Below are 12,628 nucleotides of genomic sequence, written 5' to 3' on the forward strand. Positions count from 1 at the left end.
ATATCATTACACAAAAGAAAGCCATGCTTCTTTTACACCTGTTTTTTTAGTGTTCAAAAGCTGGCCGTACTTCAACATAAAAAATTATTGTTTATGAAAAAGATATTTATTTCACTTTCGCTGTTCTTTTGTATGACTCAAACCCAAGCACAATTTCATCCGGCAACGCCGCCTATAGCCGAAAAAAAGGCACATTACCGCGACATCTACGGCGAGCGCGTTTTGGATAATTATTACTGGATGTACGATTATTTTGGCAAAGGGCCGGACAGTACCAAAGTGGTAAATTACCTAAAAGCCGAAAATGCTTATCTGGATACGGTGATGGGCGGCACTAAAAAAATGCAATCTGATTTGTTTGCCGAAATGAAAGCGCGGATTAAAGAACAGGACGAAAGTGTGCCGGTTTTTAAAAACGGTTATTACTACTACACGCGCACCGAAAACGGCAAAGAATACTATAAATATTGCCGTAAAAAAGGCAGCTTAACGGCGAAAGAAGAAGTTTTGCTGGATGTGGACCAAATGGCGGAAGGCCATCCTTATTACGCGGTTTCGGGTTTTAGCGTGAGCGAAGACAATAAACTGCTGGCTTTTGGTGTGGACGAAGTGAGCCGGAGACAATACACCATCCGCGTAAAAAACCTGGAAACGGGCGAAATGTTAAAAGATGCGGTGCAAAACACCGAAGCCGACCCGTGCTGGGCAAACGATAACAAAACCCTTTTTTACACGGCCAAAAATCTGGTTACGTTATTGTCCGAAAAAATTAAACGCCATACGTTAGGCGCCGATGCCGCTACCGATCCGGTTGTTTATGAGGAAAAAGACAAAAGCAATTACATCCATGTGGATAAAAGTAAAAACGACCGGTTTATTTTGATTTACTCGCAGGCCACGCTTTCTTCGGAAGTGCGGATGCTGGATGCAGGCAATCCGAATGGCACTTTCGCTGTTTTTCAGCCCCGGATGAAAGAAGTTTTGTACGATGTTACGCCGCTGGCCGATAAATTTTTGATCCGTACAAATAAAGACGGCGCCAAAAATTTTAAGTTGATGGAATGTCCGCTTAATAAAACTTCTGCAGAAAACTGGAAAGAAGTGATTCCGGTTCGGGCTGATGTGCTGCTGCAAGGCGTGGAAGAGTTTAAAGGTTTTATCGTGATCAACGAACGCAAAGAAGGTTTGGTGAAGATGCGCATCCGAAACCTGAAAGACAATTCTGAACATTTTATAGATTTTGGCGAAGCGGCTTATTCGGCAAACTTCGGTGCCAATCCAGAATACAACAGCACCAATTTGCGTTACGGCTATACTTCTTTAACCACGCCAAGTTCTGTTTACGATTATAATATGGTTACCCACACCAAAAAGCTGATGAAACAGCAGGAAGTTTTGGGCGGTTACAATCCGAAAGATTATGTTACCGAGCGCTTTTATGTTACGGCAAAAGATGGCACAAAAGTTCCGGTTTCTTTGGTGTACAAAAAAGGTTTTAAGAAAGATGGCAAAGCGCCTTTGCTGCTTTATGCTTACGGCAGTTACGGCATCAGCACGGATGCAAGTTTTAACAGCAGCCGTTTAAGTTTGCTAAACCGGGGCTTTGTTTTTGCCATCGCGCATATCCGCGGCGGACAGGATTTGGGCCGCCAATGGTACGAAAACGGTAAAATGATGAACAAGAAAAACACGTTTACCGATTTTATTGATTGCGGCGAATATTTGGTGAAAGAAAAATACACCGGTAAACAACATTTGTATGCGCAAGGCGGAAGCGCAGGCGGTTTGCTGATGGGTGCCGTTGCTAATATGGCTCCCGATTTATGGCACGGTGTTATTGCCCAGGTTCCTTTTGTGGATGTGGTGAATACGATGCTGGATGAAAGCATTCCGCTTACTACCAACGAGTTTGATGAATGGGGAAACCCGAAAAACAAAGAATCTTACACGTACATGAAAAGTTACAGTCCGTACGAAAATGTAGAGCGAAAAAACTACCCGAATATTTTAGTTACAACCGGTTTGCACGATAGCCAGGTGCAATATTTTGAACCGGCAAAATGGGTAGCCAAACTGCGCGACATGAAAACGGACAAAAATGTCGTCCTCCTCCACACCAATATGGAATTCGGACACGGCGGGGCAAGCGGCCGCTTTGATTATTTAAAAGACATTGCTTTGATTTATGCGTTTTTGTTTACACTGGAAGGAACGCAGCAAAGTTTATAATTCCCTCACCTATAATTGATTTAAGCTGATACTGTTTTTACCGGCATAAAAACAGTATCGGCTTTTTTTACCGAGGCCCGTAAGTGGCAATCGGGATGATCATTTCTTCCATCGAAATGCCGCCGTGCTGAAACGTTTCGTTGTAAAAGTTAACGAAATGGTTAAAATTGTTGGGGTAAACGAAGTATTTATCTTCCTTGGCAAACACAAAACTGGAACTGACATGCAGTTTCGGCAGCATCGCATCGTGCGGGTTGCGGATGTGAAAAACTTCTTTGGCGTTATAATTTAAGTTTTTGCCTTGTTTGTAGCGCAGGTTGGTGTTCGTATTTCGGTCGCCAATGATTTTGCTTGGGTTTTTAACGCGTATCGTTCCATGGTCTGTCGTGATGACCACTTTTACCTGTTTTTGTGCCAAATATTTCAACAAATCAAACAGCGGCGAATGTTCAAACCAAGAAAGCGTTAACGAGCGGTAAGCCGCATCGCCGCTGGCCAGTTCGCGGATCATTTGCATATCTGTCCGCGCGTGCGAAAGCATATCCACAAAGTTATAAACCACCACGTTCAACTCGTTCTGCATCAAATTATTAATGGATTCGTTCAAAGCGCGGCCTTCATCAATATTCAATATTTTGTGGTACGAAAATTTGCAATCGCGGCGCAAAGTGCGTTTGATCTGATCGGCCAGAAACTGCTCTTCAAACAGGTTTTTTCCGCCTTCGTCTTCGTCGTTCTGCCACATTTCGGGGAAACGTTTTTCCATATCCAACGGCATCAAACCGGCAAAAATAGAGTTACGCGCATATTGCGTGGCCGTTGGCAAAATACTGAAATACGTATCTTCTTCCTCCAGCCTAAAATATTCTGAAATAATGGGATGGATGATTCGGTATTGATCGTAACGCAAATTATCAATCAGAATAAAGAAAGTCGGGCTGGTTGCATTTAAGTGCGGAAAAACCTTTTTCTTAAACATTTGCGGCGAAAGCATTGGCGAGGTTTCCGGCTCTTTCACCCATTTTAAATAATTTTTCTCGATGAATTTGGAAAACTGCGTGTTGGCTTCTGCCTTTTGCAAAGTCAGGATATCGTGCATTCCCGCATCTTCCAGTTTTTCCAGCTCCAGCTCCCAGTAAATCAGCTTTTTATAAACATCAACCCATTCCTGGTAACTTAAATTATCGTTCAAAGTCATGCCCAGCGTCCGGAAATCTTGTTGGTAAGCCATCGTGGTTTTTGCCGTAACCAAACGCTTGTTTTCGGTCAGCTTTTTAATCGTCAGCAAAATCTGTTTCGGGTTAACCGGTTTGATCAGGTAATCATCAATTTTAGAACCGATGGCATCTTCCATCAAGTGCTCTTCCTCACTTTTGGTAATCATCACGATCGGCACATCCGCGTTGATGTTTTTAATCTCGGTAAGCGTTTCCAAACCAGTTAGGCCCGGCATATTTTCGTCCAAAAAAACAAGGTCTATATTGTTGTTTTTGAAAGTATCAACCGCGTCAGTCCCGTTTGTTGCGGTTTTAATTTGGTAGCCTTTTTCGCTTAAAAAAAGGATATGAGGTTTCAGCAAATCAATTTCGTCATCGGCCCATAAAATAGTAGTATCCTGCATGTTGGTGGTTATTTAAGGTTTAGAACCCGTGTTGCAACATTTTGTTGCCAAGGCCATATAAATTAACAAAATTTAACACAAATTTTTTACTGCTAAGTTAGGTTTACTTTGGATTTGTTTAACTAATTCTTTTGTACTTTGCCCATGCTTCTTTTATCGCATAAAAATTGGTATATGCCGGTTTTTTGATTTGTTTAGGCTGCAGTACACACACCAATTTTTATAGGGTAAAAGAAGCATAGGCCGGAAAAAAGTTCTAACAACTTATTGAGCAGCGTTTCGTATTTAAAACCTAAATTTTGAATAAAAAGAAAATAATCAATGACCCGGTTTACGGGTTCATCAACATACCAACCGACCTGATTTTTGACCTGGTAGAACACCGTTATTTCCAGCGTTTGCGCTACATCAAACAATTGGGAATGACGCATTTGGTTTATCCCGGCGCTTTGCACACGCGTTTTCACCATGCGTTGGGCGCGTTGCATTTGATGGGTTTGGCGGTTGAAACGTTGCGAACTAAAGACGTGGAAATTTCTGCGGAGGAAGAGCAAGCCGTAGAAATTGCCATTCTGCTGCATGATATTGGCCACGGCCCGTTTTCGCACGCCCTCGAAAATACCTTGGTAAAAGGAGTATCGCACGAAATGATTTCCCGTTTGCTAATGGACCGGCTGAACAAAGAATTTGACGGGCAATTGGAAATGGCGATCCGAATTTTTAACGATACTTATCCGCGGCACTTTTTGCACCAGTTGGTTTCGGGCCAGTTGGATATTGACCGGATGGATTACCTCAACCGAGACAGCTTTTTTACCGGCGTTTCCGAAGGCGTGATCAGTTTTGATCGGATTTTGAAAATGCTGAATGTGCGCGATGACCATATTGTGGTGGAAGAAAAAGGCATTTACTCCGTAGAAAAATTCTTGATTGCGCGCCGTTTGATGTACTGGCAGGTTTATCTGCATAAAACTGTGATTGCTGCCGAAATGCTGCTGGTTAAAATTTTAGAACGCAGCCGCGAAATGGCTTTAAGCGGTGCGGTTTTGTTTGCAACGCCTGCATTGGCGCACTTCCTTAATAAAAGTGTGGTAAAAGAAGCATTTGTGCTGGAGCCAAAGCATTTGGATGCTTTTATCAGTTTGGATGATACCGATATTTTATCGGCCATCAAAGTTTGGGTAAACCATTCGGATTTTATCTTGTCTGACCTCTGCACACGTTTTATAAACCGAAATTTGTATAAAGTAGAACTCAGCAATATGCCGCCAGCTTTAGATCAAACGGTGGAATTAAAACAAAAGGCCATCAAAAAATTTGGTTTGGTGGATGAAGAAGATGCCGGTTATTACGTATTTACAGACCGGGTAGTAAACGATGCGTATAAAGTTGGTGACGAAAACATCCGAATTTTGCTGAAGAACGGCGAAGTGCAGGATATTGCCGATGCCAGCGATAATTCCAATTTAATTTCCTTGTCAAAACGCGTCATCAAATACGTGCTGTGCGTAATTAAAGGTTTGTAACAATACTTCTGGCGGCAGGCTTAATAATTTGCTGCTTTGATATTTAGAATTAAATTTGTCCGATGCAATTTACCGCACTTGAGATCAGCTTATTGTTAAACGGCACTGTTGAAGGTAAGCCTGAAGTAACGGTTGACCAGTTAGCGAAAATTGAAGAAGCAGAAGAAGGTTCGTTGTCTTTTTTGGCCAACCCAAAATACGAGCAGTATTTATATACCACCAAAGCTTCAGTCGTCATCATCAGTAACGAGCAGGTTTTAACAGAGCCGGTTGCTTCCACCTTAATCCGCGTAGAAAACCCATATGTGGCCATTTCTGTTTTGCTCGAAAAATATAACCAAAGCAAATTGGCCAAAGCTGGCATCGAGCAGCCGAGTTTTATCCATCCTTCGGCACAAATTGGCCAGGACGTTTACATTGGCGCTTTTACATATATCGGCCCGAATGTTAAAATTGGCGATCATTGCCGCATCTACCCAAATTCTTTTTTGGCCGATAACGTACGCCTGGCCAGCAATGTTACTTTGTTTGCCGGTGTAAAAATTTATTTTGATTGTGTCATCGGCAACAATGTCATCATCCATTCGGGCGTCATTATTGGCGGCGATGGTTTTGGCTTTGCGCCCCAGGCAGATGGCAGTTACCAGAAAGTTAGCCAGATTGGAAACGTCATTATTGAAGATGACGTAGAAGTTGGCGCCAATACTACGATTGACCGTGCAACGATGGGTTCAACGATCATCCGAAAAGGCGTGAAATTGGATAATTTGATCCAGATTGCACATAATGTAGAAATTGGGCCGAACACCGTTGTTGCAGCACAAACCGGAATTTCGGGCAGCACAAAAATTGGCGAGAACGTAATTTTGGGTGGCCAGGTTGGTGTGGTTGGCCATATCAATATTGCAAAAGGGTCGCAGGTGCAGGCGCAATCTGGCATCAGCAGGTCAATCAACGAAGAAAACAAAAAATGGGCAGGCGCACCGGCAACCAATTATCAAGATCATATGCGGTCGCAGGTGGTGTTGATGCGCTTGCCGGAAATCGAGAAAAAAATAGTCGCGCTGGAAAAGCAACTGGCGATGTTACAGCAGGAAACGGAGCTTCAAAACTTAAAATCCGGGCAATAAAGATTTGATGAGTATGAATGTAAAACAACGAACAATTAGAACCGAGGCTTCTGTATCGGGAACCGGCTTGCATACCGGAGAAAAAGTAACCATGACTTTTCGCCCGGCACCAGAAAATCACGGTTTTAAGTTTAGAAGGATAGATATTGAAGGGCAGCCGGTAATTGATGCCGATGTTGATAACGTTACAGATACTTCGCGTGGAACAACAATCAGCCAAAACGGTGCTTTTGTAAATACCGTTGAACATGTGCTTGCTGCTTTGGTTGGCCTGGAAGTAGATAATGTTTTGATTGATTTGGACGGCCCGGAAACACCAATTATGGACGGCAGTGCTATACAATATGTAGATGCTTTGTTGGAGGTTGGTTTTAAAGAACAGGAGGCCGACCGCGAATATTTTAACATTCCGCATAATATCCATTATTCTGAGCCTGACCGCAAAGTGGATATGGTGGCCATGCCTTTGGATGATTACCGTTTTACCTGCATGGTTGATTATAATTCGCCTGTACTGGGTACGCAACATGCTACTATTTCTACCATTTCCGAATTCCGAAGAGAAATTGCTTCCTGCCGTACCTTTTGTTTTTTACACGAACTGGAAATGCTGCTGAAGCATAACCTCATCAAAGGCGGCGATATCAATAACGCCATTGTGGTGGTTGACCGTGAAGTTAACCGGGAAGAACTACAGCATTTGGCAACTTTATTTAACCGGAAAGACATTGATGTTGCACCGCAAGGGATTTTAAACAACATCGAATTAAGGCATCAAAACGAACCCGCGCGCCACAAATTATTAGACATGATTGGCGATTTGGCTTTGGTTGGCGTGCCGTTAAAAGGCCACATTATGGCAGCGCGTCCCGGCCATGCAGCCAACATCGCTTTTGCCAAAAAAATAAAGGCACTAATCAAAAAAGAGCGTGGTAAAAAAAGCTACCATTATTACAATCCGAATGCCAAACCAGTTTATGATACGGTTCAGATCATGAATATTTTGCCGCACCGGCCGCCCATGCTGCTGATTGACAAAATCATGGAACTGACCAAAACCCACGTTGTTGGTGTAAAAGCAGTTACCATGAACGAGCCTTTCTTTGCAGGCCATTTTCCTGGTGCGCCCGTAATGCCAGGTGTTTTGCAGATTGAAGCGATGGCGCAAACCGGCGGAATTTTGGTGCTAAATACTGTTCCCGATCCTGAAAATTGGTTAACCCTGTTTTTAAAGATAGAAAATGCGCGTTTTAAAGACAAAGTTTTGCCAGGCGATACTTTGGTTTTCCGTTGCGATTTACTGGCGCCCATTCGCCGAGGCATTGCGCAGATGAAAGGCATTGGTTTTGTGGGCGAAAAAATTGTGGTAGAAGCCGAGTTGATGGCGCAAATCGTTAGATACAAAAACGCATGATTCAACCTTTAGCACATATTCATCCCGAAGCAAAAATAGCCGAAACGGTAACGGTTGAGCCGTTTGTTACCATTTATGGCGACGTGGAAATTGGCGAAGGAACCTGGATCGGATCAAACGTAACCATCATGGACGGCGCGCGGATTGGCAAAAACTGCCGCATTTTTCCGGGTGCTGTTATTTCGGCCATTCCGCAAGATTTAAAATTTGCCGGCGAAAAAACCACAGTTGAAATTGGCAACAACACCACCATCCGCGAATGCGTAACCATTAACCGCGGCACCAAAGACCGCTGGAAAACCACCGTTGGCAATAATTGCCTCATCATGGCTTATTGCCATGTGGGCCACGATTGCAAAATCGGCAACAATTGCATTTTCTCGAACAATACTACTTTGGCCGGCCACGTCAGTATTGATGATTTTGTGGTTTTGGCCGGTATGGTTGCCGTTCATCAGTTTTGCCATATTGGTGCGCACGCTTTTGTTACGGGCGGTTCTTTGGTCCGTAAAGATGTGCCGCCGTATGTAAAAGCTGCCCGCGAACCTTTGTCTTACGTCGGCATCAATTCGGTTGGTTTGCGCCGGAGAGGTTATTCTTCTGATCAAATCAACGAAATCCAAGATATTTACCGGACAATTTTTGTGAAGCGTTTGAACCTGAGCAATGCTTTGTACATGATTGAAGCCGAACGCCAGCCCACAGAAATCCGTGATGAAATATTGGATTTTATCAGAAATTCAAACCGCGGCATTATGAAAGGTTTCGGCAACCCTTCTTCTTTTTAATGTTTGATGGAGATCGTTCTTGAAAACCTGGGCCGGCGTTTTAACCGAGATTGGATTTTCAGAAATATCAATTATACTTTTTCATCGGCCCAAACTTATGCCATCTTGGGCATCAACGGTTCGGGCAAATCAACTTTACTTCAAATTTTAAATGGAAGTTTGTCGCCTTCCGAAGGAAAAATATGCTTCTTTTATCGGCAAAAAATTGTTGAGATTGAGCAGGTTTACCAGCATGTAAGTTTGGCCGCGCCTTATTTGGAATTGATCGAAGAATTTACTTTGAGTGAGATCATTGATTTCCATTTTCAATTTAAAACCTACCAAAACGGCATCAACCGGAATAAAATCATCGAACTGTTGCAAATGGAAAGCAGCAAAAACAAACTGCTTCGTTATTTTTCTTCCGGGATGAAACAGCGTGTAAAATTAGCGCTTGCTTTTTGTACCGATACGCCTTTGTTGATGTTGGACGAACCAACGGCCAACCTCGACACGCAAGGCATCAACTGGTATTTGCAATTGGTTGAGCAATTTTCCGCCAATCGCCTCACCATAATCTGCTCTAACCAGGAACATGAATATCAGTTTTGCCAGAACCGTTTGCATATTTCGGATTACAAGAAAAAAAGTTGATACTGTTTTTACCGGTATAAAATCATTGGTGGCAACATCCGCTTTTGTTTCTTTCCGGCCGATTGCTAATTTTGCGGCTCTTTAAATATAATTTATGGCCAAAGCATCTGATATAAAAAATGGCAATGTACTGCGTTTCAACGGCGAGTTGGTGCAAGTAGAAGAATTTATCCACCGTACGCCGGGAAATTTGCGCGCTTTTTACCAAGCACGTATGCGCAACGTAAAAAGCGGAAAGCTGGTAGAATACCGCTTTCGTACAGATGAGGAAGTTGAAATTGCCCGTGTAGAAACCAGCGATTACCAGTATTTGTATGAAGACGGCAATGATTTGGTGGTGATGGACAACGCGACGTATGAGCAGTTTAACGTGCCGAAGTTTTTGTTCGGCAATGCGGTTAAATTTTTAAAAGAAGGCGCGAATGTAATTGTTGCTTTTGAAAGTGATGAACCGATTATGGCCAAAGCGCCTGCTTCGGCCGAATTGGAAATTACTTATACCGAGCCTGCCGTGAAAGGCGATACCTCAACCGGTGCCTTAAAAAATGCAACGGTAGAAACCGGTGCCGAGATAAAAGTGCCTTTGTTTATCAACCTGGGCGATAAAGTTAAGGTAGATACGGCAACCGGCAATTATGTAGAGCGTGTGAAGTAAGCAATGCTTCTTTTACCGGCATAAAATTAGTGCTGTTTACGTATATGCATTGTCATCTCGACCAAAGAGAGAGATCTTATTTCAATCAATTTAAATTGTGTTGTTGAAAGCGATTTCTCCCTTTGAATCGAAATGACAAAAAACAAGCCGAATGACAAAAAAACTTACGCCAATAACTTCTCCAAAATCGCATCCACCGGAAGCTTTTGCTGCTCGCCGGTTTGCATGTTTTTTAATGAAAGCAAACCGCTTTGCATTTCTTCGCTGCCGATGACGATGGTGTAAGGGATTTTTTTGTTGTTGGCATAATCCAACTGCTTCTTGATTTTTGCGCCCGGCGGATACAACTCTGCCCGGATTTTCTTTTCGCGCAATTGATTAACCAACCGGAAACCGTAGTTTTCAAATTCCCGATCGAAACAGCAAATTAAAACTTGCGTACCCTGCGTGGCATCTTCGGGGAAAAGTTTCAGTTCTTCCAGCACGTCGTAAATGCGGTCGGCACCAAAAGAAATCCCGGCACCGGTTAAGTTTTTCAGGCCAAACATACCTGTTAAATCATCATAACGTCCGCCGCCGCCAATGCTGCCTATGGCAACTTCGTTTGTTTTAACTTCGAAAATTGCACCAGTATAATAATTTAAACCGCGTGCAAGCGTAATATCCAGTTCCAGTTTTGCTGTTTTTAACGGCACATTTTTTAGATAGGTAAAAACAGTATCGAGTTCTTCAATTCCTTTTAAACCAATTTCAGACGATTGTAATACTTCTTTTAAGGCAGATAATTTGTCGTCGTTGCTTCCTTTTAATAAAATTATTGGCGTTAATTTTTGCAGGTCTCCTTCGGTAAAACCACGTTCCAGCAATTCTTTGTTTACGCCTTCCATGCCGATTTTATCTAACTTATCTATGGCGATGGTCATGTCCACAATCAATTCTGGTTTGCCGATAATTTCAGCAATGCCTAATAAGATTTTTCGGTTGTTAATTTTAATGGTAAAATCTTTCAAGCCGAAATTGCTCAGAGCTTCATCATAAATCAGGATAAATTCAGCTTCGTTTAACAAAGAATCAGAACCAACCACATCGGCATCGCATTGGTAAAACTCGCGGTAACGGCCTTTTTGCGGACGATCTGCACGCCAAACTGGCTGCACCTGGAAACGTTTGAAGGGAAAAGTGATTTCGCTTTGGTGAGAAACCACGTAACGAGCGAAGGGAACGGTTAGGTCGTAGCGAAGGGCTTTTTCGGATATTTGTCTTAATAAGTTTTTGGATGTCAAGTATTCTTTGACATAATTTATCACGTTTGTTCTATAGGCAGTTTGTAATAATGTAAAATTCTCCAATTCTTGTAAAGTAAGTTTTGGAATCTCAATAGAATTTGTTTCTGACTTTTTTAATTCATTTTCAATAATTGCTTGTTGCTCCAATGTTTCATAAGTCATTTCAAGTAATTCTTGAAGCTCTGCAATAGTTGTTGTTTTTTCTAAAAATTCACCACTATCCAAAATCTTAAAAATCAACTTATCACCTTCCTCGCCATATTTCCCGGTTAAAGTTTCCAGGTTTTCCATCGAAGGCGTTTGTATTTCCTGGTAGCCGTATTTGCGGAATATTGTTTTTATCGTATCAAAAATGTAATTGCGTTTGGCCATTTCGGCGGGAGAGAAATCGCGCGTGCCTTTCGGTACAGCTATTTTGTTGGATGCCATGCCGCAAAGGTAAAAAAAATGGGTCAGCGCAAAATTGCGCAATTGCTTTGCCCCACAATTAGTTGGCGTAATATTTTTAGTTTTGCTGGCTATGGAAACTGTTATCGCCCAAAATTCTCGGTTTATTATCCGTCAGTTTTTGCCCGAAGAAAAAAATATGTATGTTGATCTTTGGGCTGATGCTGAAGTTGCGTTGTATCTCCCAAAACGTACCCAAGAAGAAACCCGACAGATTTTTAAAGCTGCTTTGCAGGATTATACCGCAGGCGAAGTTTTAGGAAAATGGGGAATTTTTAATGCAGCAGACAACGACTTCATCGGCATGTGTTTGCTGCGGTATTTTAATGAAAGCGGACCGGTAGAAATTGGCTACGCGCTGCACAAAAAATATTGGGGAAAAGGTATTGCAACGGCTATGGCAAAAGCTTTGATCAGTTATGCTTTTGATAAAACCAATACGCAAGAAATTGTTGCCGTAACATCATTGGAAAATGTGGGTTCGCAGTATGTTTTAGAAAAAGCAGGGTTACGCAGGCAGGAAAATATAAACCGGTTTGGTGCAGAAGCTGCTTTTTTTAAATTAAATAAAGCGGATTTATATTGATTTGGTCTTTAAGTGGCAAAAATGGATTGATAATGGCATAATGTTAGAATCAACAAAAATATTATTCATAATTGTTGGCCTCGTTCCCGGTCGAACTTATAATTCTCGTGCGAAATCCGAGGAAGTTTATCGTACCGCTCTTGTATGTCTTTTAATTTATCAGGGTTAAAAGGAATTTCAGTTGACAGAGGATTAAGTTGGTTTTCTACAATTTCAGAAGCTGTAATTTCAACCTTTTTTCCAATTAATTCATCTGGAAATTTTAAAACGAATGTGTTTTCTGTTACTTCTACAATTTCTCTAATCATGTTAT

The 12,628-nt window shown here is 42.1% G+C and carries 11 protein-coding genes; 8 read left to right on the plus strand and 3 right to left on the minus strand.

Annotated features, from left to right (window positions below; translation table 11 throughout):
• The first annotated feature begins 93 nt into the window (after positions 1-93).
• Positions 94-2,229, plus strand: a complete 2,136-nt coding sequence (locus tag Q0192_RS13165) for a S9 family peptidase (RefSeq protein ID WP_299289950.1) — start codon at positions 94-96, stop codon at positions 2,227-2,229.
• A gap of 67 nt (positions 2,230-2,296) precedes the next feature.
• Here Q0192_RS13165 and Q0192_RS13170 read toward each other — a convergent pair whose 3' ends face one another.
• Entirely contained in the window at positions 2,297-3,850 is a 1,554-nt protein-coding gene (locus tag Q0192_RS13170; protein WP_299289951.1) for a PglZ domain-containing protein, read from the minus strand.
• A 299-nt stretch (positions 3,851-4,149) separates the two neighbouring features.
• Between Q0192_RS13170 and Q0192_RS13175 the strand changes: the two genes are divergently transcribed.
• The 6 genes from Q0192_RS13175 (at position 4,150) to efp (ending at position 9,996) form a co-directional block, all read left to right on the plus strand.
• A complete protein-coding gene (locus Q0192_RS13175) occupies positions 4,150-5,376 on the plus strand; it encodes an HD domain-containing protein (RefSeq protein WP_299289952.1) in 1,227 nt (408 codons plus the stop codon).
• Between the two features lie 62 nt (positions 5,377-5,438).
• Complete coding sequence (gene lpxD / locus Q0192_RS13180; protein ID WP_299289953.1) at positions 5,439-6,506, plus strand: UDP-3-O-(3-hydroxymyristoyl)glucosamine N-acyltransferase; 1,068 nt, start codon at positions 5,439-5,441, stop codon at positions 6,504-6,506.
• Between the two features lie 13 nt (positions 6,507-6,519).
• Complete coding sequence (locus tag Q0192_RS13185) at positions 6,520-7,920, plus strand: bifunctional UDP-3-O-[3-hydroxymyristoyl] N-acetylglucosamine deacetylase/3-hydroxyacyl-ACP dehydratase (protein ID WP_299289954.1); 1,401 nt, start codon at positions 6,520-6,522, stop codon at positions 7,918-7,920.
• Entirely contained in the window at positions 7,917-8,708 is a 792-nt protein-coding gene (lpxA, locus tag Q0192_RS13190; RefSeq protein ID WP_299289955.1) for an acyl-ACP--UDP-N-acetylglucosamine O-acyltransferase, read from the plus strand. The genes Q0192_RS13185 and lpxA overlap by 4 nt, the downstream gene beginning before the upstream one ends.
• A gap of 6 nt (positions 8,709-8,714) precedes the next feature.
• The gene (locus Q0192_RS13195; RefSeq protein WP_299289956.1) at positions 8,715-9,341 is read left to right on the plus strand and encodes an ABC transporter ATP-binding protein; all 627 of its coding nucleotides are present in this window, start codon (positions 8,715-8,717) and stop codon (positions 9,339-9,341) included.
• A 94-nt stretch (positions 9,342-9,435) separates the two neighbouring features.
• Positions 9,436-9,996, plus strand: a complete 561-nt coding sequence (efp, locus tag Q0192_RS13200; RefSeq protein ID WP_299289957.1) for an elongation factor P — start codon at positions 9,436-9,438, stop codon at positions 9,994-9,996.
• Positions 9,997-10,160: 164 nt separating this feature from the next.
• On the opposite strand, the gene hisS is transcribed toward efp, so the two are convergent.
• Positions 10,161-11,711 carry a histidine--tRNA ligase gene (gene hisS / locus Q0192_RS13205; protein WP_299289958.1) on the minus strand — a complete coding sequence of 517 codons (1,551 nt, stop codon included), beginning with the start codon at positions 11,709-11,711 and terminating at the stop codon, positions 10,161-10,163.
• Between the two features lie 34 nt (positions 11,712-11,745).
• On the opposite strand from hisS, the gene Q0192_RS13210 reads away from it, so the two are divergent.
• Positions 11,746-12,315: a GNAT family N-acetyltransferase gene (locus Q0192_RS13210; RefSeq protein ID WP_299289959.1), complete on the plus strand. Its 570-nt coding sequence runs from the start codon at positions 11,746-11,748 to the stop codon at positions 12,313-12,315.
• Between the two features lie 65 nt (positions 12,316-12,380).
• Here Q0192_RS13210 and Q0192_RS13215 read toward each other — a convergent pair.
• Positions 12,381-12,628, minus strand: a 248-nt coding sequence (locus tag Q0192_RS13215; protein WP_299289960.1) for a hypothetical protein, incomplete at its 5' end; no start/stop codon positions are given.

The sequence above is a fragment of the uncultured Mucilaginibacter sp. genome (assembly GCF_937859865.1).
GTDB lineage: Bacteria > Bacteroidota > Bacteroidia > Sphingobacteriales > Sphingobacteriaceae > Mucilaginibacter_A.

Bases quoted from the DNA above. Each gene is read 5' to 3' on its own strand.
- Q0192_RS13195 (WP_299289956.1), top strand. From the start codon at position 8,715: ATGGAGATCGTTCTTGAAAACCTGGGCCGGCGTTTTAACCGAGATTGG.
- lpxD (WP_299289953.1), top strand. From the start codon at position 5,439: ATGCAATTTACCGCACTTGAGATCAGCTTATTGTTAAACGGCACTGTT.
- efp (WP_299289957.1), top strand. From the start codon at position 9,436: ATGGCCAAAGCATCTGATATAAAAAATGGCAATGTACTGCGTTTCAAC.
- Q0192_RS13170 (WP_299289951.1), bottom strand. From the start codon at position 3,850: ATGCAGGATACTACTATTTTATGGGCCGATGACGAAATTGATTTGCTG.
- lpxA (WP_299289955.1), top strand. From the start codon at position 7,917: ATGATTCAACCTTTAGCACATATTCATCCCGAAGCAAAAATAGCCGAA.
- Q0192_RS13185 (WP_299289954.1), top strand. From the start codon at position 6,520: ATGAATGTAAAACAACGAACAATTAGAACCGAGGCTTCTGTATCGGGA.
- Q0192_RS13165 (WP_299289950.1), top strand. From the start codon at position 94: ATGAAAAAGATATTTATTTCACTTTCGCTGTTCTTTTGTATGACTCAA.
- hisS (WP_299289958.1), bottom strand. From the start codon at position 11,711: ATGGCATCCAACAAAATAGCTGTACCGAAAGGCACGCGCGATTTCTCT.